Annotated in this window: 13 protein-coding genes and 1 tRNA gene; 7 read left to right on the top strand and 7 right to left on the bottom strand. The window is 65.7% G+C overall.

What is annotated here, in order from left to right; all coding sequences use genetic code 11:
- Window positions 1-45: 45 nt before the first annotated feature.
- From HYR72_12570 to HYR72_12590, 5 genes are all read right to left on the bottom strand, one after another.
- Window positions 46-183, bottom strand: coding sequence for a hypothetical protein (locus HYR72_12570; GenBank protein ID MBI1815805.1), 138 nt, complete (start codon window positions 181-183; stop codon window positions 46-48).
- Between the two features lie 11 nt (window positions 184-194).
- A complete protein-coding gene (locus HYR72_12575) occupies window positions 195-1025 on the bottom strand; it encodes a helix-turn-helix domain-containing protein (protein ID MBI1815806.1) in 831 nt (276 codons plus the stop codon).
- Window positions 1026-1211: 186 nt separating this feature from the next.
- On the bottom strand, window positions 1212-1835 hold the full coding sequence (locus HYR72_12580; protein ID MBI1815807.1) for a response regulator transcription factor: 624 nt from the start codon (window positions 1833-1835) through the stop codon (window positions 1212-1214).
- Entirely contained in the window at window positions 1825-6096 is a 4272-nt protein-coding gene (locus HYR72_12585) for a PAS domain S-box protein (GenBank protein ID MBI1815808.1), read from the bottom strand. The genes HYR72_12580 and HYR72_12585 overlap by 11 nt, the downstream gene beginning before the upstream one ends.
- A 55-nt stretch (window positions 6097-6151) precedes the next feature.
- Window positions 6152-6922, bottom strand: coding sequence for an enoyl-ACP reductase (locus tag HYR72_12590; GenBank protein ID MBI1815809.1), 771 nt, complete (start codon window positions 6920-6922; stop codon window positions 6152-6154).
- 203 nt (window positions 6923-7125) lie between these two features.
- Here HYR72_12590 and HYR72_12595 point away from each other — a divergent pair, with 203 nt between their 5' ends.
- The 3 genes from HYR72_12595 (at window position 7126) to dksA (ending at window position 11259) form a co-directional block, all read left to right on the top strand.
- Window positions 7126-9483 (top strand): PBP1A family penicillin-binding protein, encoded by a 2358-nt coding sequence (locus tag HYR72_12595; GenBank protein MBI1815810.1) that lies wholly within the window; start codon window positions 7126-7128, stop codon window positions 9481-9483.
- A 142-nt stretch (window positions 9484-9625) separates the two neighbouring features.
- Complete coding sequence (locus tag HYR72_12600; protein MBI1815811.1) at window positions 9626-10804, top strand: 1-deoxy-D-xylulose-5-phosphate reductoisomerase; 1179 nt, start codon at window positions 9626-9628, stop codon at window positions 10802-10804.
- Window positions 10805-10893: 89 nt separating this feature from the next.
- Complete coding sequence (dksA, locus tag HYR72_12605) at window positions 10894-11259, top strand: RNA polymerase-binding protein DksA (protein ID MBI1815812.1); 366 nt, start codon at window positions 10894-10896, stop codon at window positions 11257-11259.
- A gap of 78 nt (window positions 11260-11337) precedes the next feature.
- Here the strand turns inward: dksA and HYR72_12610 are convergent, their stop codons facing one another.
- Window positions 11338-12519 (bottom strand): acyl-CoA dehydrogenase family protein, encoded by a 1182-nt coding sequence (locus HYR72_12610; GenBank protein MBI1815813.1) that lies wholly within the window; start codon window positions 12517-12519, stop codon window positions 11338-11340.
- 99 nt (window positions 12520-12618) lie between these two features.
- On the opposite strand from HYR72_12610, the gene HYR72_12615 reads away from it, so the two are divergent.
- Window positions 12619-12691: transfer RNA gene (locus HYR72_12615), tRNA-Ala, on the top strand.
- A gap of 266 nt (window positions 12692-12957) precedes the next feature.
- Window positions 12958-14979, top strand: coding sequence for a VCBS repeat-containing protein (locus HYR72_12620; protein ID MBI1815814.1), 2022 nt, complete (start codon window positions 12958-12960; stop codon window positions 14977-14979).
- A 28-nt stretch (window positions 14980-15007) separates the two neighbouring features.
- On the opposite strand, the gene HYR72_12625 is transcribed toward HYR72_12620, so the two are convergent.
- Window positions 15008-16240: a hypothetical protein gene (locus tag HYR72_12625; GenBank protein MBI1815815.1), complete on the bottom strand. Its 1233-nt coding sequence runs from the start codon at window positions 16238-16240 to the stop codon at window positions 15008-15010.
- Window positions 16241-16287: 47 nt separating this feature from the next.
- Here HYR72_12625 and HYR72_12630 point away from each other — a divergent pair, with 47 nt between their 5' ends.
- Both HYR72_12630 and HYR72_12635 read left to right on the top strand, forming a co-directional pair.
- Complete coding sequence (locus HYR72_12630) at window positions 16288-19602, top strand: PD-(D/E)XK nuclease family protein (GenBank protein ID MBI1815816.1); 3315 nt, start codon at window positions 16288-16290, stop codon at window positions 19600-19602.
- Window positions 19592-22948, top strand: coding sequence for a UvrD-helicase domain-containing protein (locus HYR72_12635; protein MBI1815817.1), 3357 nt, complete (start codon window positions 19592-19594; stop codon window positions 22946-22948). Before HYR72_12630 ends, HYR72_12635 begins: the two co-directional genes overlap by 11 nt.
- Window positions 22949-22991: the final 43 nt, after the last annotated feature.

A 22991-nucleotide genomic window follows, 5' to 3' on the forward strand; every position in this document is an offset into this window, starting at 1 on the left:
GGAGCAAGCGAGCCTCCACGGAGGATTTGTTTGGCGCGAGCCGCGCTAGCGAAGGAGCACGGCCCAGAAGGCAATCGCCACCAGAGCGGCCCACAGCAGCACGCTCACTCCAGTGCCCAACACAAAGCCAAGCAGCGGCAGATCGGAACGGCCGGGGAGTTCCTCTTCAGAGTGGCTGCCCATTGAGCGCTCCATCATCCGGAGCGCCGCATCGGATCGCGCCGTTGTGGGTCGAAGCTCGACGCGTCGGTAGCGGCCACGTCAACCGCGCGCGTACCCGCCGCGGTACCCATCCGGAGGGGACTAGCGCGACCCGCACTCGATCGGGTGGGAGCCAACCCGATGGCACCACCGAGTCGGAAGTGCGCGACCCAACGCCGCAAGCTGTTCTTGCCGATGTGGAAGTTGCGGGCAACCTCACCGATCGTCCGCCCGTCGGCGAGTTCGAGCAGTGCCCGCGCGCGTTGCGCGTGCGGCGCGTCGGCGTGACGCAACGTCGCCAGCAATTCGCGCCGCAATTCGGGCGTAACGGCTCCAATCCCCCGCGGCCTTTGCACCCAGTGCTGACGGACCGCCGCGCCCGGCCGCAGCAGCAGCCGCAGCGATTCCACGCTGATGGTCCGGACGATCCCCTGCCGGATGAGATGATCGCGCAACTTGTAGAGCGACCACATCGCGTACGGTTCACCGAGCGCCCGCGGATCTAGATCGGCCCGCCGGACAATCTCGGTGCGCGTCGCCGCGTCGAACACCACGTTCTTGGGCTTGCCGGCATTGCCGTGCTTGAGGCCTTCCATCCCCCGCTTGTGGAACCGCACCACCCATCGCCGCACACTGTCGCGGTGCATCCCGACCGCGCGCGCGATGGCCCCTAGCGACTCGCCCTCGGCGCGGGCAAGGATGATCCGGACGCGCCGCACCAGGTTGGAGGGGCCACTGTGGATAACCCGCTCCAAGTCGACCCGTGTCGCCGGGGATAGATCGATCTTCGTTACTTCCTTCGTTACTTCGTTCATACCCACCATCGCCCCCTCCGAACGCCGGCCGCAGGGCGGCGCAAGGCTCCCGAGCCTCTAGGCGTTTCCCCCACTTGCAACCGCAATTGGGAACTCACGGTATGTGAAGTTATCGAATCCCCGGGGTGGGGCAATTCAGGAATAACCCGCGGCACCCCCCGGGTTTCCCCCTAAGTCCTCGGGAACAGCCCGGACTCACACCGCCGCAGGTGACCCCTGCGCCAGGATCACCAATCGAACCAACTCGGCGAGCGAATCGACTTCAAGCCGCCGCATCACTTGGCTGCGGTGGACTTCGACGGTCTTGGGACTGAGACCGAGCCGATCCGCGATAATCTTGTTGGGGTAGCCAACGATCACCAACTCCATCACCTCACGCTCGCGCGGGGTGAGGCGCGCCACCCGCAGTGCGGCTTCGGCGCGAACCGCACGCGCGTGGCGGGTTTCGCGATCGATCGTGATCGCCTGCCGAACGCGTTCGAGCAGCAGCTGATCGCTGAAAGGTTTTTCGATGAAGTCGAAGGCGCCGGCTTTGAGTGCCCGCACCGCCATCGGCACCTCGGCGTAGCCGGTGACGATCCGAATCGGCAACCCGATCTCGCGCCGATTCAACTCCTGCTGCAGATTCAGCCCGCCCATGCCCGGCATGCGGACGTCAAGCACCAGACAGCCTGGACGGCCCGGATCGTATGCATCCAAAAACTCTTCGGCGGTGGCGAAGGTCTCCACCGCGACACCGACCGATTGAATGAGCCACTGCAGCGACTCGCGCATCGCGGCATCGTCGTCGACAACAAAGACTTTGGGTTCATCTGTCATCGGCCGAAGTTTCCGCTGCCTCGCAGGATTGAACTTGCAGAGACGGCGCTGGCAGCACGAAGCGAAACGTCGTTCCCTGGTCAGGGTTGACCATCGCCCACAAGCGGCCACCGTGCGCCTCGATGATCGAGCGGCTGATCGACAACCCCATACCCAAACCATTGGGCTTGGTGGTAAAGAAGGCGTCGAAGACGCGTTCGCACAGGCCCGCCGTCATGCCACAACCGGCGTCCTGAACGGCCACCTCGATCCCATTCGGCCCCAGCGCCGTGCGCACCCAGATTTCACCTCCGCCATTGCCTTGCATCGCGTCGAGCGCGTTGCGCACCAAATTCACGACCACTTGTTCGATTTGTACACTATCGACCTGCACACGGGGAAGCAGATCAGCGAGATCGAGCCGTACCCGGGTTGCGTGTTCTCGGACGCCGGTGTGCGCAAAACCAACGCCAGCGCGCACCAGCGTGTTCAATTGCACCCACTCGCGCTGCGGCGGGCCGCTGCGCAAGAACTGCCGATGCCGCTGCAGAACTTCCCCGGCCCGCAGCGCCTGGGTCGCCACTTGTTCGATGACGTACACGAGGTCTCCCAATTCCACCGAGCCCGTCTGCAGCCGGCGGACGCAGCCGCGCGCGTAGCTGACAATGGCGGACAGCGGTTGATTGAGTTCGTGCGCCAAGCCGGCCGCCATCTCACCGAGTGTGCTCACGCGCAACGCGTGCGCCAACTCGGCCTGGCGCTGGCGCGCGTCCTCCTCCGACCGTTTGCGGGCCGTGACATCCGTGAGCGAGCCCGCCATGCGATACGGCTTGCCGTTGGCGTCGCGGATCGCGACTCCGCGCGATAGCACCCAGCGGTAGCTCCCATCCTGGTGACGAAGGCGGTACTCGCATTCCAGCACCGGAGACAGCCCGGCCAGATGCGCGTTGACCGCGGCGGAAACTTGTTGTCGATCCTCAGGATGCAGTCGCGCCGCCACGTCGTCCCAACCAGTACCGACTTCACTGACCTCAGCTGGCTGAAAGCCCATAACGGCCGCCCATCGCGGTGACCGGTACGTTTCGTTGGTCTCGAGATTCCAATCCCACAACCCATCGTTGGCACCGGCGACGGCGAGCGCGAAGCGCTCCTCGCTCTCGCGGCGGGCTTCCTCGGCGCGGCGGCGCTCAGTGATGTCCTGGACCTGCGAAATAACGTAGAGGGGGGTACCGTCTGGCGCACGCACCAGCGAACTCGTCGACCATCCCCAGACCGTGTGACCGCGTTGGTGAAAATATCGCCGTTCGAGCTGCCAGGAATCGATTTTCCCCTCAACCAGCCGGCGCAGATGCTCGATAGTGTCGAGCATGTCCTCAGGATGCGTGACCTCCCACACCGGGAGGCGGATGAGCTCATCCTCGCTGTATCCGAGCATCTGACACATCGCGCGATTGATCCGAATGGATCGGCCATCGAGGCCAACCATGGCCATGCCGATGGGTGCATGCTCGAACGCGTTCGAGAACCGTTCTTCACTCTGGCGGAGCGCTTGGTCGATACGTTTACGCTCGGTGATATTTTGGAGCAGGGCGACGATATGCAATGGCTGGCCACTCGCGTCGCGAACCAAGGACACGCTGATCGCCGCCCACACCTCGTGCCCGAGCCGATGGATGTACCGCCGTTCGCCCTGGTACGCGTGAATCGTTCCGGCCCGCAACTGCTGCAACTGCTCGGCCGCGGCGACCAAGTCAGCGGGATGCGTAGTGGATCGAATGGGCTGGGCCAGGAGTTCGGCCTCCGAATAGCCCAGCATCTCGCACAACGCGCGATTGACTTGCAGGGGGCGTTCACCGAGATCAGAGACCACCATACCAACCGGGGCGTGCAGGAAGGCACTTTGAAAGCGCTCTTCGCTCGCTCGCTGCGCCGCCTCAGCGAGTTTGCGGTCGGTGATGTCTTGGGCGGCCCCGACGATGCGCAGTCCGCCACTCCGCTCGTCCCGCTCGGGCCGGGCGTAGTCGCGCAGCCAGCGGAAGTCGCCCGCTTTCGTCCGCATCCGGAACTCGCTGACATCTGGCTCCCCTGCTTGCAGCCGCGACACACGAGCGAGCACAATGCCCCGATCATCGGGATGGATCAGTTCATCAATGCCACGCACGCCTCGGATTTCCTCCGCGCTAAATCCGGTAATGCGCGAGAACGCCCCCGTGAACCACTCGAAGACTACTCGACCGTCCGGCTCGATGCGGAACGCGTACGCGTAGTCGGAAGTCAGCTCCGAAACTTGACGGTAGCGTTCCCTGCTTTCCGCGAGCGCCGATTCGGCGTGCTTGCGGGCGGTAATGTCTTGCAACTGCGATACGGTGTGGAGCGGTTCGCCGTCACGGTCGCGCACCAACGAGACGCTCATCTGCGTCCAGACAACTTCGCCTGACTTATGGAAGTAGCGGCGCTCGGCTTGGTAGCTAGCCACTTCACCCGTCAACAGTCGCTGCAGATCAGCCTGCGCCGATTCGAAGTCATCGGGATGCATCAGGTCACGCACGAGCTTGGGCAGGAGTTCCTCTTCGCTGTACCCGAGCATGTCGCACAGGGCACGATTGATCTGGAGGGCCCGTCCATCCAGCGTGACCAGCGCCATGCCGATCGAAGCGCCATCGAAAGCCCGTTGGAAACGAGCCTCGCTCGTGCGGAGCGACTCCTCCGCGAGTTTGCGCTGGGTGATGTCGATGCCCGCACTGACCACGATCCCGGCATCGCGCAACACACAACTGGACCAGGCGACCGCAAAGCGACGGCCGTTGCGGGTCACGTCGGACTCGAATTGCGTCGGCGTCTCACTCTGCACAATCGTCTCGAACAGCGCGCGCGACAGCCGCGCCTCCTCGTCGGTCTCCGCCGTTTCCTGAATGTGTCTTCCTTGCACTTGCTCGAAGGTGCGACCGTCCGCCGCATCGCAGGCCAAGCTGCGGCGGATGATGCGCCCCTCGAGATCGCAGACGACCACGAACGCGTCGATGGTGTCGAGAATCCCCGCCACAAAGTCGCGCTCGGCGCGCAGGAAATCTTGGGCACGGGTGCGCTCCTGCAGCTCGCCTTGCAGTTGCTGGTTCGCGGATTCCAGCGCTGTGGTTCGCTCGGCAACGCGCAACTCGAGCTGCTGATTGGCCGCGGCCAACGCCTCCTCAATGCGCTTGCGTTCGCTCAGATCGAAGACGAACGACACGCCCGTGCGACCGCTGGCGTCAAGCGAGGCGCCGCTGGTCGCGATTGGGACGCGGTGGCCGTCCTTGTGAATGTATTCCTTCTCGAACGTGTCGCACACACCCGTCGCCGCGATCTGCTCCAGACCGCGCACGTCGAGGTGCGCGTATTCCGGCGGGGTCATGCCCTTCCAGCGCACGCGGCCTGCCGCCAAGTCGTCGCGCGTGTAGCCGACCATCTGCAGGAACGCGTCGTTGGCCTCGGGAATCCCGCCGTCGGCGTCCCAGAAGAGAACCCCGACAGTGTTCGCATCGAACAAGCGACGGAAGCGCGCCTCGCTGCGCCGCAACGCATCTTCGGTGCGCTTCAGTGCGGTGATATCGAGTACGAAGGCAACGCCTTCGTCTCCGCCTTCGTTGAATGACCGGCCGCCGACAATGACAGGTACACGATGGCCATCCGGGCGAACAAATTCCTTCTCGTATGGCCTGGCACCGCCGCTGGCGTGGACCTCGGCGAGCCCGCGCGCATCCAGATGCGCGTACTCCGGTGGTGTGATGTTCGGCCAACGCAGGGATCCGTCGTTCAGCTCGGTACGCGTGTAGCCGATCGTATCGAGAAACCGCTCGTTGGCATCCGTTATGCGCCCATCGGCGTGCCAAAAGAGGATGCCGAGTAGGTCGGAATCGAAGAGGCGGCGATAGCGCCGCTCTGCTTCTTCAAGACGTTGGTAGGCCGCCCGCACAGTCTCGGCTCCCCAACTCACCAGTGAGCCGGTTGCGAGGAAGAGAATGATGCGAGCGAGAGTTTGCGGGTCCGACAGCGACCGGAAGCAGTAGGCGTCCACCAGCATCGACAGCGCAGTGGCCAGCAGCCCCGGCCCCAGTCCGCCATAGGCCGCGCTGACCAGCACCGCCGCAAAGATGGTGACAAAGGAGTCCGGGGTCACCAGCGGCGCGAGCAGCAGCTTCGACCCAAGCCCGAGCGCGGTGGCGATTGCGACAACGCCGTACTGCCGCACCCGCGTGGGGGTGGCTCGACTGCGTCGCTCCAGACTAGCGTGGTCCTGTGACACGTTGTTACACCCGAGTCAGCATTAGCACTCCAGCGACGTGCCCGTGAAGCGCGCGCTACATGCCGACGATATTGTAGCCGGCGTCAACATGCGTCACTTCACCGGTTACCCCCACACCGAGGTCGCTGCACAGGAATAACGCTGCGCGCGCTACCTCATCGGCCGACACGTTGCGGTGTAGCGGCGCGCGTTCCTCGTGGTGGTGCAGCATCGTCCGAAACCCCGCGATACCGGCGGCCGACAGGGTCCGAATGGGTCCGGCAGAGATCGCGTTCACGCGCACTCCGGTCGCGCCGAGATCCCACGCCAGGTAGCGCACGCAGGCTTCCAGCGCGGCTTTGGCGACGCCCATCACGTTGTAGCCAGCGACGACTTTCTCGGCGCCGAAGTAACTCAGCGTGAGCATCGAGCCATGGTGCCTCGCCAGCAGTGGCTCGGCGGCGCGGGCAATCGCCACCAACGAGTAGGCGCTGACGTCGAGCGCAAGGCGAAAACCGTCGCGTGAGGTTTCGATGAAGCGTCCCTTCAAATCGTCTCGCTGGGCGAACGCGACCGCGTGCACGACGATGTCGAGGCCGCCCCACTGCGTCCCGAGCACATCGAACGCCGCACCGATCTGCTCATCGCTGGTGACATCGCACGGCAACACCGTCTCGACCCCGAGCGAGGCGGCCAGCGGGCGCACCCGCTTCTCGATCGCCTCGCCGGCATAGGTCAGCGCCAACTCCGCCCCCTCGCGCGCAAACGCCTGCGCGATCGCCCACGCGATGCTGTGATCGTTCGCGACGCCGAGGATGACCGCCTTCTTGCCGTCGAGCAGTGCCATCGGCTTCTTCCTACACCGAACCGGCGTTCGCGCAAACCGCCGCAGTTCGCCCCTCGCGCTGCCTTTGCACAGCAGCCCGCAGCAGTGCGGCCGCCATGCCGGCGAAAGCCGGAATGACGAGTGGGGCAAGGTGCTCCATTTCGTATGCAAAGCCGCTCGCGCTTGACCCCTCCGACTGGCGCCGATATCGTTTGCTCACGATCATGACTCGCCCTCGAACGAAGCGTGGAGTGCTGGCGCGCTTCGTGCGTTTCTGGCGCAACCTGTTTGTCACCGTCGCGATCCTTGGCGTCATCGGGGGCGGCCTCGCCGTCGCGCTGGTGTACTGGGAGATCAGCTCGACGCTGCCGCCGGTCGACCGCATGACGGACTACCACGCGCCGGTCGCCACCCAAGTATTTGCCGACGACGGCACGTTGATTGGCGAACTGTACATCGAGCGGCGCTACCTGACCCCGATCGACCAGATCCCGGCGATGGTCCGCAACGCCTTCATCGCCGCAGAGGACGACGGCTTCTACCACCACAAAGGCGTCGACGTGGTCAGCATTGGCCGCGCGCTGTTCAACAACCTCGCCTCAGGCGCCAAAGTGCAGGGCGGCAGCACCATCACCCAGCAGGTGGTGAAGTCGCTGCTGCTGACGCCGCAGAAGAGCTACACGCGCAAACTGCGCGAGATGTTGCTGGCCGTCCGGCTGGAACGGCAGCTCAGCAAAGACGAAATTCTCTATCTCTATCTGAACCACATCTACCTCGGCAGCGGCGCGTACGGCGTGGCGGCGGCGGCGCGCGAGTACTACGCCAAGCCGCTCGACGAGCTGAGCCTTGCCGAGGCGGCGCTGCTGGCGGGGTTGCCCCAAGCACCGAGCCGCTACTCGCCATTCCGGCACTGGTCGCACGCCAAAGCGCGCCAGCGCTACGTGCTCGATCGCATGGCCGCGGCCGGCTTCATCACTGTCGAGGAACGCGACGCGGCCCGCCGCGCGCCGCTGGCGCTCGCTCCGCGGCATGGCAACTTCATCCATGCCCCCGACTACGTCGAGCACGTGCGCCGACTGTTGGAAGAACGCTACGGCGAAACCGCGCCCTACGAACTCGGCCTCAAGGTCTACACCAACGCCAACGTCGCCATGCAAACCGCGGCCGAGAATGCGCTGCGCGATGGCATACGCGAACTCGATGCGCGCGAGCACTACCAAGGCGCGCTGCGCCACCTCGATCCAACCGAGGCCGCGACGTTCACCAAACAGCAGTCGCAGAGCCTCGGCGAAGCGCCGCTGCTGCGCACGCGGCCGTACGAGGCGGTGGTGACCGATACCCGCAACGGCATTGTGCGCGTGCGGATCGGCATCTTCCGGGGCCCGGTACAGACCACGCCTACTGACGGGCACAACGCACCGGTCTTGCGTTCGCTGAGCATCGGCGACGTGATCCGCGTCCAAGTCGCCGCACCCGGCAAAGGCACCGACTATCAGTTCATGCTCGATCAGAGTCCGTTGATCGAAGGCGCACTGGTCGCGCTCGAACCGACCACCGGGGCGGTGAAGGCCATGGTCGGCGGCTACGATTGGGAACGCAGCCAGTTCAATCGGGTCGTGCAAGCCGCGCGGCAGCCGGGTTCGGCGTTCAAGCCGCTGGTCTACGCCGCCGCGCTCGATCACAACTACACGCCGGCGTCGATCGTCGTCGACGGGCCGATCTCGTTCGCCGACAACAACCACGTCTGGTCGCCGCACAATTACGAGAACAAATTCTTCGGCCCAACGTCGCTGCGCGACGCGCTGACCTTCTCCCGCAACATCGTTACCGTGAAGATCACCGTGAACATCGGCGTCAAGTATCTGATCAGCTACCTCCATCAGCTCGGTCTCAACGCCACGCTCGAGCCCAATCTCTCCGTCGCGCTGGGCTCGGCGGAAGTTACGTTGCTCGATCTCGCGACCACCTACGCCGTGTTCGCCAACCGCGGCCAGCGCCCCGAGCCGATCTTCATCCAGAAGATCACCGACGCCCAAGGCAATGTGCTGGAAGATCGGACGCCGCAACTGCGCCAGGTGATCTCGCCCGAAACCGCCTACCAGATCACCAGCATGCTGGAGGACGTGATCCGCCGCGGCACCGGCAAGAAGGCGCAGGAACTGCAACGGCCGGCGGCGGGAAAAACCGGCACGACCAACGACTTCATGGATGCGTGGTTCATTGGCTACACCCCACAACTGTTGGCTGGCGTATGGGTCGGCTTCGACGAAAAGCGCACCATCGGTTCGAAGGAAACCGGTGGCCGCGTCGCCGCGCCGATTTGGACGCGCTTCATGCAGCGCGCGCTCGAAGGCCAGCCGATCCTCGATTTCCAGGTACCTGACGGCCTGAGCTGCGTGCCGATCAACGCCCATAGCGGGCAACGGGTGCGCTACGGCGAGGGCGCGTTGCTCGAATGTTTTCACAAAGGCACTGAGCCAGGCGCCCCGCAAGCCGCGGTCGCCCAACTCGTCGCCGACGAGGCGCCGCCCAGCGCCGAGCCCGCCGCCGCGACGTTGGATTTCTTCCGCAGCGAGGACTGATCGTCGTGAGTCGTGACTCGTGAGGCGTGATTTCGTGACTCGTGAGCGGAAGGTCTGAAGTCGATGAACCTGTGTCCCGCCGCCGATTCACGGTTTAACGCTGGCGTTGCGCCTGGGAACTTGTGCTAAGGTCGTCACGTTCATGAAGCGGCTCGCACTCCTCGGCTCCACTGGCTCGATTGGCGTCACGACGCTCGATCTGGTGGCTCGCTTTCCGGATCGCTTTCGCATCGAGGCGCTGGCGGCGGGTAAAAACGTCGAGCGGCTGGTCGAGCAAGTGCGCCGGTTCGAGCCCCGCATCGTCGCGGTGGCGGACGATGACGGCGCGCGCGCGCTGCGCGCGGCGTTGCCCGGTTTCCGCGGCGCGCTGCTGGTCGGTCCGGACGGACTCGACCGTGTCGCCACTGCGCCCGGCGCCGAGTTGCTGGTGTCGGCGTTGGTCGGCGCACTCGGCCTTGGTCCAACTATGGCCGGCATTGCTGCGGGCAAAGACGTCGCGCTGGCGAACAAGGAAGTGCTCGTGGTCGCCGGCGAGCCGGTCACCCGCGCGGCCCGCGAAGCGGGCGTGCGGCTCTTCCCCCTCGACAGCGAACACAATGCGATCTTCCAAGCGCTACGCGGGCATGAATTCAGCGAGGTAAAGCGACTGGTACTGACCGCCTCTGGCGGGCCGTTTCGCACGCACTCGCGTGCGCAGCTGCACGCGGTCACGCGCGAGCAGGCGTTGCAGCATCCGACCTGGAAGATGGGCAACAAGATCACCATCGATTCGGCGACGCTGATGAACAAGGGCCTCGAGGTGATCGAGGCCCACTGGTTGTTCGGTCTCCCGCCCGAACAAATCGATGTGGTGATCCATCCGCAAAGCATCGTCCACTCGATGGTCGAGTACATCGACGGCTCGGTGATCGCGCAGCTCGGGGTATCCGACATGGCGATTCCGATCTCGTACATCCTCGCCTATCCCGATCGCTTGCCGCTTACGCACCTGCCCGCACTCGATTTACCACGCGCGGCGAGCTTGACCTTTGAAGCGCCCGATCTCGATCGCTTCCCGTGCCTGGCCCTCGCCTATCGCGCACTGCGCGCCGGAGGCACCGCGCCGGCTGTGCTCAACGCGGCCAATGAAGTGTTGGTCGACTCGTTCCTGCACGACGCGATCCCGTTCCTCGACATCCCGCGGACGCTCACGACCGTGCTCGATCGCCACCCGGTGATGGCCGCCAGCGATCTCGCCACGCTGCTCGCCGCCGACCGATGGGCGCGCACCGAGGCGGCGCGGCTCACGCGCGACGCGACCGCACAACGCGCGAGCGCGTGAGTGCGTCGTGGGAAGTCATCGCTGGAAATCATGCTTTACAGTCAACAGGTCGGGTGGTAGCGTCCCACGTTCAGTTGTGGAGGAACGCCGTGAAGCAACGGCAGCTCAAAGGATTCGAGAAGCTCCTCACGGAGCGCCGTCAAGAATTGTTGGATGAAGCGGAACGGACCGTCGGTGGCATGACCGACGGAAAGGACAGCTTTCCCGACCCGACCGATCGCGCCGCACTCGAGTCGGACCGCAACGCCACCCTGCGCATCCGTGACCGCGAGCGCAAGCTGCTCAGCAAGATCGACGAAGCGCTGGAGCGCATCGGCGACGGCAGTTACGGCTTGTGCGAATCGTGTAGCGAGCCGATCAGCGTCGCCCGTCTCAAGGCCCGCCCCGTCACCACGCTCTGCATCGATTGCAAGAACGCGCAGGAAGCCGAAGAACGCCGTCTACGCCACGCCTGATCGGAATGCGGAGTGCGGAATGCGGAATTTGGAACGGGAATCCGGATTCCGCACTCCGCATTCGCCATTCCGAATTCGTCACGTTCCTCGCGGCAAGCCCAGCACCTGCATGGCGATGATGCCACGCATAATCTCCGAGGTGCCTGAGGCAATGCTGGCGGCGGGCGACATCAGAAAACTCGCCTGCACCCACTCCGCCGGATTGATTTCCTCACCCGGTTCCAACGTCTCGTAGCGCAACCCGTCGACTCCCAGGATGGACATGCCGATGCGGGGCATCGCCTGCGTCAACTCGGTCCAATGCAACTTGATGATCGACGCTTCCGGTCCCGGCATGCCCATGCGCAGCAACTTGTCGAGCGTGCGCTGACACGTGCTGCGGAACGTTTCGACCCCGAGATAGACATCAGCGAGCGCCTGCCGCTTGATCGGATCCGTCGTCGCTCCCCGGTCGCGGGCCAGCTTCACCAACTGATCGCGCGCGCGGGCGAGCAGAATCTGCATCTCGACCACGTAGAGAATGCCGCGCTCGTTTTGTAGCGCCGCGGTGGCGATCTGCCAGCCGTGGTGCAGCTCGCCGAGTAGATTCTCGCGCGGCACTCGCACCTCTTCGAAGAACATTTCGTTGAACTCGGCTTGCCCGCCCATTTGGCGCAACGGGCGCACGGTGATGCCGGGGCTCTTCATGTCGACGAGCAGACACGAGAGGCCATTGCGGCGTTTGGCATCGGGATCGGAGCGACAGAGCAACATGCACCAGTCCGCATGCTGCGCCAGCGTGGTCCACACCTTCTGACCATTGACGATGAAGTGATCGCCATCGAGGATCGCGGTCGTCCGCAACGAGGCGAGATCGGAGCCGGCGCCCGGCTCGGAAAAGCCGAAGCACCAGAGATCATCGGCGGTGAGGATGCGGTGGGCGAAGCGGCGCTTCTGTTCGTCGTTGCCGTACGCGATCAGTGGCGGACCGGCGATGCCGATGCCGAGGCTGCCGACCAATTGCGGCGCGCCCGCACGCGCCATCTCCTGGGTGTAGACGATCTGCTCCGAAATCGACGCCGCGCGGCCGCCGTATTCCACCGGCCAGGTGATACCGACCCACCGCGCGTCGGCGAGTTTCTTCTGCCATGCGCGCAGACGCGGCACCCGCTCCGCTTCTGGAAATTGCGCGGCGCGTTCGGGCCGGAGATCCTCCGACATGTTGGCAGCCAGCCAGTTGCGCAGTTCGGTGCGGAACGCGTCGAGATGTTCTTCGCTCATAGCGCTGCACCAAAGCGCGTCGCCATCGGCAGGTCAACCCACGCTTGCAGGCCCCGGACAAATCCGGTACGTGACTCGCCGTTGTTTCCTCCCGCGTGTGGGGCCGTAGCTCAGCTGGGAGAGCGCTAGAATCGCACTCTAGAGGTCGAGGGTTCGATCCCCTTCGGCTCCACTTTTCTTTTCAAGCAGGCTTGTTCTTTCGTCGCGTTGCCGCTGCCGCGGTGTTGCAGACGCGCTCCACCTTACTTCATGCGCGTATCGCGATTGACCTACACCCAAGAGCAAGACCCCGCTCGACCCGCAACGGTGCGGAGTGCTGTGTTTTCGAAGTCGTCACCGCAGAAAGAATTTTCTTCTCTTACCGCCGCCACATCCGGTATAAACTGCGGAGTGTCTTCCGTCCGGCAGCTACTTGTTCTCGCAATCATTGCAGCGCTGGTGCGTGCCGAACCGATTGCTGCAGCCCCACCCGCTGTGTCGTTCGGCCCACAGCGGGTATACGGGGTCAGTTCGCTGCCGATTGCGCAAGGGCTCGCCGCCGGCCTGTTCAACAGCGACGCGACGTGGGATCTCATCACCACCAGCGCGGATGCCGACGGAAACAACACGCTCAACTTGTTCCTCGGCAAACCAGATGGAACGTTCGAAATCCAACCGGCAGTCGCACCCGCCAAGTTGCAGCTGACGAGTGTCGGTGGACCGGCATCGATCGACGGGATCGCCGCCGGTCCAGTGGTGCCCGGAGATGCACAAGCGGATGTCACCATCATCGGGAGCCTCATCTCCGGCTTCAACCTGCTTCCTCTGTTGCAAACCTACGAGAACAGTCCGCTCACATTCCGTAGTGCGTTCGTCGTGCAGCCCGCGTGCGGTGATATGCTCATTCCGCCCGAGCCGTGCTCCTTTGATTCCATCACCATGGCCGACTTCAACGGAGACGGCGTGCTCGATGTCGTGGCCGGAGATTCGCTCACGGGTTTCATCACCCTGTTCAAGCGGCTTTCCACGGTCCTGTATCGTCTCGATCCGATTCTTGGCACCGGCTCCACCCCCAGTGACCCCGGCGCATCGCTTCCGGTAGCCTCGATGGTTGCACGGTTCGACGGCGATGCGCTCCCCGATCTCGCCGTTGCGCTCCAAGGCGAGAACGCGGTCGCCGTCCACTTGAACAACAACGCCGCCAGCGGCAGCCCATTCGGTCCGCCGACCCTCTTTCCCACCGGCCCCGCCCCGCTGGCGCTACGGGCGGCCGACTTCGATGGCGACGGTAAGTTGGATCTTGCGGTGCTGAACTCCGATGGCACCGTCACCATCCATCTCAACACGACCATCGGCAGCGGAAGCGTCTCGTTCGCCGACGCTGTTCCGTACATCTTCGGCAGCTTTCCGTCGGCACTTGAGGTGGGCGACTTCAACCACGATACGATCGCCGATCTCGCCGTCACCGACACCGCCACCGATGAAGTGATCGTGCGCGTCGGCAACGGCGACGGTACCTTCGCCTCTGCGCTGCACTTCGGCGTGGGCGCCGACCCTGAAGAATTGGTCGCAGGAGATTTCAACGGCGACGGCTACACCGACTTCGCGACGCTCGACTCTGACTTGAGCAGCGGCAATCCAACGGCGTCGCTGTCTGTCCTGCTCGGCAATGGGATCGCACCGCCCTTCACCCCCACGTCAACGCCGACTATCACTCAAACACCGACGATCACTCGCACCCCAACCAAGACCGCCACGCCGACGCGCACTGCTACCAACACCCCACTGCCGACGAGCACGGCCAGCGCGACGAATACGACGACGTCGACTAAAACCCGCACCGCGACCTCCACCAGCACCATCACTCGCACGAGTTCCCCGACTCCAACCTCTACGAAGACACCAACTCCGACGATTTCGCGGACGCCAACAAAGTCCGGCACGCCAACTCAGACCGGTACGTCCACCCGCACGCCAACCATCACCGCGACGCCGACGATCACGCTCACCGCCACCGTGACGGCCACCGCAACCATCACGTTGACCCGGACGATCACCCCAACGGCGTCGGTGACAGCATCGCCGACGGTGACTCTCACTGGCACTCAGACCGACACTCCGACCGCTACACCAACTCCAACCATCACGCCGACACCGCTGGATACCGCCACACCGTTACCTCCAACCGTGACCCGCACCGCTGCGCCGTCCAAGACCGCAACCCTCATCCGCACCCCGACGCGTACGCCCACCCGCACGATCACGCGCACGCCGGGTCGTACTGCGACGCGGACCGCGACGCGCGTTCCAACCCACACGATCACCCGCACGCCGGCTCGTACGGCGACGCGCACCCCGGCGCGTACGCCTACCCGAACCATCACGCGCACACCCACTCGCACGATCACGCGCACGCCGGCCCGTACGCCGACGCGCACCCGCACTCGCACCATCACCCGCACACCGACGCGCACGCCGTGAAGCGCGCTCGGCGCGGCTACCGGCTATCTTAGAATTCTGGCGGCGTTGCGATCTCGATCGCGGCCACACTGCTGTCTACCATCATCACCGATCGGCCGCGGCGCGCGATCCAGCGCGCCGGCGACGTCCGCCCGCTGTCGCGCGCGACATCTGTCGCCTCATCTTTTGACGGATAGCGGCGCTGCAAATGCCGGCGTCCCGCCATGTGGAACCGTTCCGCGGCGGCGTCATCGGCCCATCGGCTCTGCCAGCGCCACGCGAAGTCGCTCGACTCGGCGCGGACGCAGATCTGCAAGCGATCGCTACGCCACCCGTCCATCGCAAGCAGCGGACCCGTTTTGAGCTGCAGGAGCGGCGGGATGTGAAACGCTCCGACACCGGTGTCGACCGCGCGATCCCAGCCGACGGGACACGTGAGTGGCTCATCAATCGCGTCGGTTGCGGTTGAGGTCGCGGCCTCCGGATCAAGGATCGCCGCCGTCGTCTCGGGCGGATTCGCCAGCAGCGCATTGAGCGCCGCCCAGCCGCGCCCGCGCGCGACATCGCAGAGTGCACGCGTGGCGCGATCGTAGCGCAGTTGCCAATCGCGGTTGGTGTCAGGGTGTTGCCCGGCCGCGACCGCCATGCGCCGGCGCATGGCCAGATACGCCTCGAGCGCGCCGGCATCGATCGCGTGCTGGGTCAGAGCCAGCGTGGTCACTTCCGCATCGCCTTCGATGACCGCTTGGTGTGCCGTCCACTCATCCACGTCGGTCGTGGGTGCAAACAGCGCCGCAAAGTGCCGCCGCTGCCACGCGTGCGCGAGTTCGTGCGTCAACACGATCTCGGCGAGGGCTTGGCCACCGCTCAGAAACTCGCGCAACCCGATCGCCAACGAGGTATCCAAACGAGCCCGCGCGATGAACACCGTGTCATCGGCCGGACTGTACACACCGAACGAGGTGTCAGTCGGCAAGCGACGGACCGAGTCGAGCGCGTCGGTCTGATCGTCACCAAACGCGTGGTCGATCGTGGCCCAAATGCCGAGAATGCGCCGACTATCATCGCTCAGACGCAGGCGGGTCACCACCGCGCCCATCGCCGCGGAATCGAGCACCGCGACGTTGGCCGCTGGAACAAACGGCCGCCCGCGCAGCGTCGCAATCGCTTGCTCAATCGCCGCCACCCGATCGGCGTTCACCCCGCCGCTCGTGATCAACCGTGGTCCACAACCGATGAGGCAACCGGCCACCACCAGCGCAATCAGCTCGCGCACACTCATCGCGGGCGAGTGTGCCGGGTTGTGGCCGGCGGTTCAATGAAGATGCTATGAGGCGCAATGAAGGGGCGGTGCGTGTCGTGCGGTTTGTCGCAGTCTCCACGGTACAGGAAGCGCTCGAATGGTTCGGTCGCTGGTGGCCACGCCATGATGATCCGCTGTCGCGCCGCGCCACGGTGCTGGCCACAGCGGCACGGGTGCACGCGGTGCGCCGCGCCTTCGTAACGCGGGGCCAAGCCGGGCGTCTCGCGGGTGTGCGCTTCATCGATTCGGTCAGTCTCGCGCGCGAGTTGCTGACGCGCGCCGGAAGGCCGCACGCGCCGGGTTGGGAAGACATACGGCGGCTGCGTTTGCATCACGCCTTCGACGCCGGCGCGCTGCACGGCCAGCTCCACTACTTCGACGGCGACCAACTGCGCTCTGGGCGCGGTTACGCCGATGCGTTCGCCCGCGTCATCGCCGACCTCGAAGCCGGCGGCCTGACCCCGATGCTGGCGCGCGACTCGGTGCAGATCGTGAGGGCCCTCGATCCGTTGGCGGCCGATCGTCTACACGATGTCGCCACTGTGTGGGCCGCTGTTGAACACGACCCCGCAACCAATCGCAGCGCGGCGCAGGTGTTGGCGGAAGCCGCGGCGATGGTCGCGCAGACTCCTGCTTGCACCGCGCCGTTCGGGCCGATTGCCTCGTTGCTCACCGCCTCGCCCTCCGCCGTCGAAATCCAATTCCTCTCGGCCCTCCCCGATTGCTCGGTTGTATTCTTGGATGCGCGGCCACTGCGCACCGGCACACAGCGCTGGCGGCCGCGGCGGCCGGCGCCAGTGCAGCTCGCCCTCAATCTCGGCGGGCAACCCGCAAATGGGGGCGATGAGAACGCGCCGCTGACCGAACTCGACCTCGCGCGCCGCTTCCTCTTCGCGCCGTCGGACATCGTCGCCGATCCCCGGCGACCGCGATCGGCCGGCCCTGATGGCACCATCGATCTCGAAGAGTTTCAAAGCATCGAGAGCGAGATCGAGGAGGCCGCGCTGTGGGTTCAAGAACAGATCGCGGCGAGCACGCCGCTGGAAGAAATCGCCCTGGTGATCCCGGCGCTCGACCCGCACGCGCGCCTGGTGCTCGACCGGCTCGCGCGCGGATCCTCTCAGGTACCGATCTATGTTGCGGGCGGCTTGCCGTTGGCTGATTCGCCGGCGGGCTTGCGCATCAGCACGTTGCTGGACGCGCTCGCTCGCGGGCTGGAGGTCGGCGCCACGCTGGCGGTGCTGCCGGCGCTCCGCCGCGGCGATGGACAGGCTGAGCGACCCTCGCTGACGCCATCACGCGCGGCGGAGATCATCCATGGCGCCGGGATTGTCGGCGGGAGCGCGGGCGACCTGAGCGGCGCGCTCGAATGGGAGCCGCGGCTGCGACAGCGGCGCGATGCATTGCAACAGGTATTGGCCACGCTGCCCGAAGCCGACTCCAGCGAACCGGAAAAGCGCCGCCACCTGCACACGCGACGACAAATCGCTGAATGGCTGCGCGATGTCGAGTCGTTGCTGCCGGCGATCGGCGCGCTCCAAGCGCTGGCGGCGACGATCATCGAGGGCGCAAGCTTGAGAACGTTGTGGCCGGCCATCCGGCAGTTCGTCCTCACGCACCTCCGGGTACCGCCCGAGCCCGCGGGTTGGCTCGGCGTGGTCGAGCAACAGATCGAGGCTGTGCTCCTTGACCCTGTAGCCGACACCGTCACCGGTTTCGCCGCGGTTGCTCATCTCGTCGAGGCGGTGCAGCAAGCGCGCGTACCGCACGGACGCTTCGGCGAGCCGCGCGTGTTTGTCGGCGCACTGGCGGCCGCCGCCGGCATACCATTTCGCGCGGTCCGAATTCTCGGGCTGGCGGAAGGTATCGTACCGGCCACGCCACACGACGATCCGATCGTGCCCAACGAGCTGCGCACTCGCATCGAGGAAGTGCTGCAACCGCGGTACCCGCATATCGTCATCACGCGATTGGAGGATCGCGTACTCGAAGATCTCCACGCGTTCTTCCGCATCGTCAGCGGTACCGGCGAGCGCCTCGCACTGTCGGTGTCACGACAATGGATCGATCGCAGCGAACGCGAGGCCTCGGGTGTGATGCTCGAAGTGGCGGCGGCGCTTGCGCGCCGCGCCGACGCCACGGACGAAGGCGATGTACCAACGGCGGCGCGCCTGCGTTCGGCGTACTACGCGGCTGGCCGAGCCGCGCGCGCGCGACACGCCCACCCGACTCTCGAGAACATCCCGATCGCCGACGGCAGCCGCTGGCGCGTCCCGACCACATGGTGTGACGACAGCGCCCGGCGTCTCGACCGCGTGCAAGCGATCACCGCCGCAGCTGTTGGCGACGGTTTGACGCAGAGCGACGGCGCGGTCGCCGCGACGTGGTCGGCCATCCGCGCGCCGGGGCTCACCCCGGAACGGCCGATCTCCGCGTCCGGATTGACCACCTTGCTGCAGTGTCCGTACCGGTTTCTGTTGCGCAACGTGCTGCATCTCGACGAACCGGAAGGGCGCCCGTCCACCGACACCATCGATCCGGCCGCGTACGGCTCGTTGTTCCATCGCGCCGCCGAAGCGTTCTTCCGCGCGCACGGCGCGGCGTTGTGTGCGCGCGAGGGCAACCTCGACGACTGGCAGGCACGCGCGGCGGTGATCGCCAGCGAGCAATTCGACGACTGGCGCGCCGAGTATCCGCTGCGCGGCGACGACTCCATCGCCCGCGAACGTCAGCGCTTGCTGCGTCAGCTCGCACAACTCGTCGAGATCGAATGGCGGATGCCGCGCCGCACGTTCGTCGCCAGCGAGTGGAGCTTCGGCGATCCGCATGCGGTGCGGCTCAGCGTGGCGGGCGGCGAGCTCTATGTTGCCGGCCAAATCGATCGGGTCGATCAACTGAGCCCAACCACTCTGTCGGTCCGCGATCTCAAAACCGGCCGCGTCCACGACTTCAACGAGGAGCCGCTCAACCCGGCACGCGATCTGCAGATCGGTCTGTACACGCTCGCGTTGGACGCGACCGACGCCGCCCAACACGTTAGCCACGCTGCCTACGTCCACCCATCGGCAGCGCAAGAGCCAGAGCGCGCCTTCGAGCACTCCGAACTGAAGACCCTGCGCGAGCGCACGCAGGCGTGGCTGGGGATCGCCCGCGGACTGCTCGCCAGCGGCACGTTCCCGCGCACCCCGGTGGTAGCCGACTGCAACTACTGCCCGTACCGCCCCACCTGCGGCGAGGGCGCACAGGCCCGCAGTGCCGCGAAATTGACCGCGGCGGAGCTGACGCCGGAGGTCGCCGCGTTCGTTGCACTGAAACAACAAGAGCAGGACGATGACAACTAAGTCGCCGTCGTCCGAACTTCCCGCCGACCACGCCGCGCGGGCGGCGATCGTGGCCGAACGCGCGCGCAACGTCGCGGTGGTCGCCGGCGCGGGCACGGGCAAGACCAAGACGATCATCGATCGCGCCGTGGAGTTGCTAGCGCCGCGCACGGCCGGTGCGGCGCCGGTTTCGATCAAACGGCTGGCCGCACTCACGTTCACGCGGCGCGCTGCCGGTGAGTTGCGCTTTCGCATTCGCGAGCAGTTGCTGCGCGATCTCGAACACGCCGCCCGCACCAACGACCGGCGCGTCGTATTGCTGCGCGACGCGCTCTCCAATCTCGATGCCGCGTTCATCGGCACCATCCACGGCTTCGCCGATCGTCTGCTGCGCCTGCGTCCGGTCGAGGCCAAGTTGAGCCCGGCATACGCCCTGGTCGAAGACACCGGTGAGTTGGTGCGCGAAACGTTCAGCCGGCTCCGTCGTGCGGCAGAAGCCGGCAACCTTGCCGCGGCACTCGGCCCGTCCGCCAGCGCTCTCGATCCCGCGCTGCTCGCCGAGGCGGCCGAGTCATTGCGCGCCGCCGCCCGTGCCGGCTTGCAAATGGAGCGCGCCGAGAATGCGTACGGACCGCTCCCATCGGTCGAAGCCGTGTTGGCGAGCATGATCGATACGCGCGACGTGGACTTTTCGCCGCCGGCGATTCCCGATCCCGGCGTCGCCGCCGCGCGCAGCGCCGTTGATCGCCTGGCCCAGATGGTCCGCACCATGCGCGGCCGCAGCTTCGGGCACGACCACTTGCGCCGGCTCAGTCACGCGTTGCGCCGGCTGCACGACACCAACGACGCGGCGGAAGCGTTCCGCGTCGTCCAGGACGCGTCGCGCGGGCGCGCGGTGTACAAGCGCGACTTCGACAATGACAGCACCGGTTGGTCGATTTACGGGGCGGTGCGCCCCGACAACAGCAGGCCCGGCAGCCTCGCCGAGCAGTTGCGCGGACCACAACGCTGGCTCGCCGTCCGCTTGGTCCGCCTGTTTCCCGTGCTGCGCGCGATGTACGAACGCGTGAAGGACGAGCACGAGGTGGTCGACTACCTGGACTTGTTGGTCAAGCTGCGCAACGTGCTGCGCGACAACCGTGAGGCGCGCGGCTTCTATCAGGGCCTGTTCGATCACATTTTCGTCGACGAGTTTCAGGACACTGATCCGCTGCAGTGCGAGATCGTGTTCTTTCTTTGCGAGGACGGCGTCAACGCCGATCGCTGGGATCAGGCTCGTCTGGCCCCGGGCAAGTTGACGATTGTCGGCGACCCGAAGCAATCGATCTACCGTTTTCGGCGCGCCGATATCGTCATGTACGACCGCGCCACGCAGCGGCTGCAAGCCGGCGGCGCCCTCGAACAGCGACTTGACACGAATTTTCGCAGCCGTCCCGAATTGATCACGTTCTACAATCAGCAGCTCGATCGCTTGCTCGGCCACGACAGCGACAACCCGGTGGATGCCAAGACCGGGCGCGCGAACTACGAACCACTCACGCCGGCCCCGACCGTGCCGCCGGCTGGCGTGTGTGTGCATGCGCTGCCCTACGCGGGCCACAACGGCAGCGCGCTGCTTGCGCGCGACGGTCGAGCGATCGAGGCAGTGGTCGTCGCACGCTACGTGCGCTGGTTGCTCAACTCAGGTCGCGAGGTCCGGGATCCCGACACCGGTGCCGCGCGGCCGTTGCACCCGGGTGATGTCGCAGTGCTCGCGAGCGTGACGACCAACCTGCCGCTGCTGCTGGCGCAGTTCGATGGGCTGGGCATCGAGTACAGCGCCCGCGGCGGCACGTTGTTCCTGGCGTACCCGTTGGCGCGACAGTATCTGCTCGCGCTACGGGCGTTGGCCGACCGCGATGACGGCGTGGCGCTCGCGGCATTGTTGGCGCCGCCATTCTTCGCGCTCGATTGCGCCGACTTGGTAGCAGGGCGGGCCAGCGGCGATGTCGAAGCGGTTGCGTACCACGCAGCGGGCGAAGTCATTCGCGACTTGCGGGCGCGGCGCCATCAGCAGTCGCCCGGCGCGACGGCCCGCGATCTGATCGAGCGCACGGCGCTCGGCCGAGCAGTGGTCACGGGACGCAACGGCCGGCAGGCGCTGGCAGCATTATATGAAATCGCCTGGGAGCTCGATCGACGCGCGGCCCTCGATCATCTCGATTACGCGCAGGCCACCGAGTTGGTGCGAGCGTGGGCCGATGCTCCGGTGTTTCTCGATGCACCAGAGCCGCTTGGCGAGAGCGCGGTGCGCGTGATGTCGATCCATCAAGCCAAGGGTCTCGAGTTCCCAGTGGTCATTCTGTGGGACGGCTTCCAAACGTTGAGCGACCGCGGTGGCGGTCTGTGGCGCGTCGAGCGCGACGGCGCGGCCTGGGCGCTGAGCCTCGGACCGATCGCGATCGAGCAGCCGCCGGGCAGCGGACTGATCGAACGCGAGAAAGTGTTCGGCGAATCCGAGCGGCGGCGGATGTACTACGTCGCCGCCACCCGCGCCCGCGATCTGCTCGTGTTGCCGCTCCCCCTCACCAAGAGCGACCGCTTGCCGTATGCCACCAAAGCCCTCGCCGAGGGCGCCGATCCGGAACAGGTCGAACGGTTCGATCTGTTTCGGCCCGACGCGCTTCCCATTTGGGCGCAAGGTCGCGACGAGTCCGCGCGCAGCGAAGTGATCGCGGACGCGGCACTCCAAACCGAGCTTGATGAGCGCGGGCGCGAGTTCGCTCTCCAACTTGAAGCAGCGAGCGAGCCGATCGCTGTACCGATTGCCATCACGGCCGCGGCCAAACGCAGCGAGAGCGTCGAGGACGACTCCGCGGACTCGGAGCGCGCCCGCAAAGCCGCGGGCGCACGTTTTGGCAACCAGTTCGGCATCGTCGTTCATCGCGCGCTCGAGTTGTTACTGAGCGGCGCGCAACCATCGCCGCATGAGGCGGTTTCACTGGCGGCGCGTGAGAACAACTTCGACGAACACGCCGCCGAGGCGCTCGCGGATGTTGAGCGCGCGCTCGCCGCCCTGGATAGCGCCGATGTCACCGCCGACAACGGCTGGCAGCTCTGCTGCGAGTATCCGGTCTACGATGTGCAACCGGGGACACTGCTCAGCGGGTTCATCGATCTGCTCGCCGTGTCTGCTAACGAGGTGCTGGTGATCGACTTCAAATCCGACCAGCCACGCGACGGCGACGTCGCCAGTGCGTATCCCGCCTACGCCGCGCAACTGCGATTGTACGGCGAGGCGCTGGAGCACAGCGGGCGTATCGGCAAGCGGAAGGTTCGCCTCGCCCTGCTGCTGACGGCAACCGGCGAGTTGCGCTGGCTCGATTGAACCCACGATCATCGAGGCGCGCTGGCATGTCAGCGCGCGACTC

It is taken from the genome of Deltaproteobacteria bacterium (assembly GCA_016178705.1).
Classification (GTDB): domain Bacteria; phylum Desulfobacterota; class Binatia; order HRBIN30; family JACQVA1; genus JACOST01.

Bases quoted from the DNA above. Each gene is read 5' to 3' on its own strand.
- HYR72_12610 (MBI1815813.1), bottom strand. From the start codon at position 12,519: ATGAGCGAAGAACATCTCGACGCGTTCCGCACCGAACTGCGCAACTGG.
- HYR72_12635 (MBI1815817.1), top strand. From the start codon at position 19,592: ATGACAACTAAGTCGCCGTCGTCCGAACTTCCCGCCGACCACGCCGCG.
- HYR72_12580 (MBI1815807.1), bottom strand. From the start codon at position 1,835: ATGACAGATGAACCCAAAGTCTTTGTTGTCGACGACGATGCCGCGATG.
- HYR72_12595 (MBI1815810.1), top strand. From the start codon at position 7,126: ATGACTCGCCCTCGAACGAAGCGTGGAGTGCTGGCGCGCTTCGTGCGT.
- HYR72_12630 (MBI1815816.1), top strand. From the start codon at position 16,288: ATGAGGCGCAATGAAGGGGCGGTGCGTGTCGTGCGGTTTGTCGCAGTC.
- HYR72_12625 (MBI1815815.1), bottom strand. From the start codon at position 16,240: ATGAGTGTGCGCGAGCTGATTGCGCTGGTGGTGGCCGGTTGCCTCATC.
- HYR72_12570 (MBI1815805.1), bottom strand. From the start codon at position 183: ATGGGCAGCCACTCTGAAGAGGAACTCCCCGGCCGTTCCGATCTGCCG.
- HYR72_12600 (MBI1815811.1), top strand. From the start codon at position 9,626: ATGAAGCGGCTCGCACTCCTCGGCTCCACTGGCTCGATTGGCGTCACG.
- HYR72_12575 (MBI1815806.1), bottom strand. From the start codon at position 1,025: ATGGTGGGTATGAACGAAGTAACGAAGGAAGTAACGAAGATCGATCTA.
- HYR72_12590 (MBI1815809.1), bottom strand. From the start codon at position 6,922: ATGGCACTGCTCGACGGCAAGAAGGCGGTCATCCTCGGCGTCGCGAAC.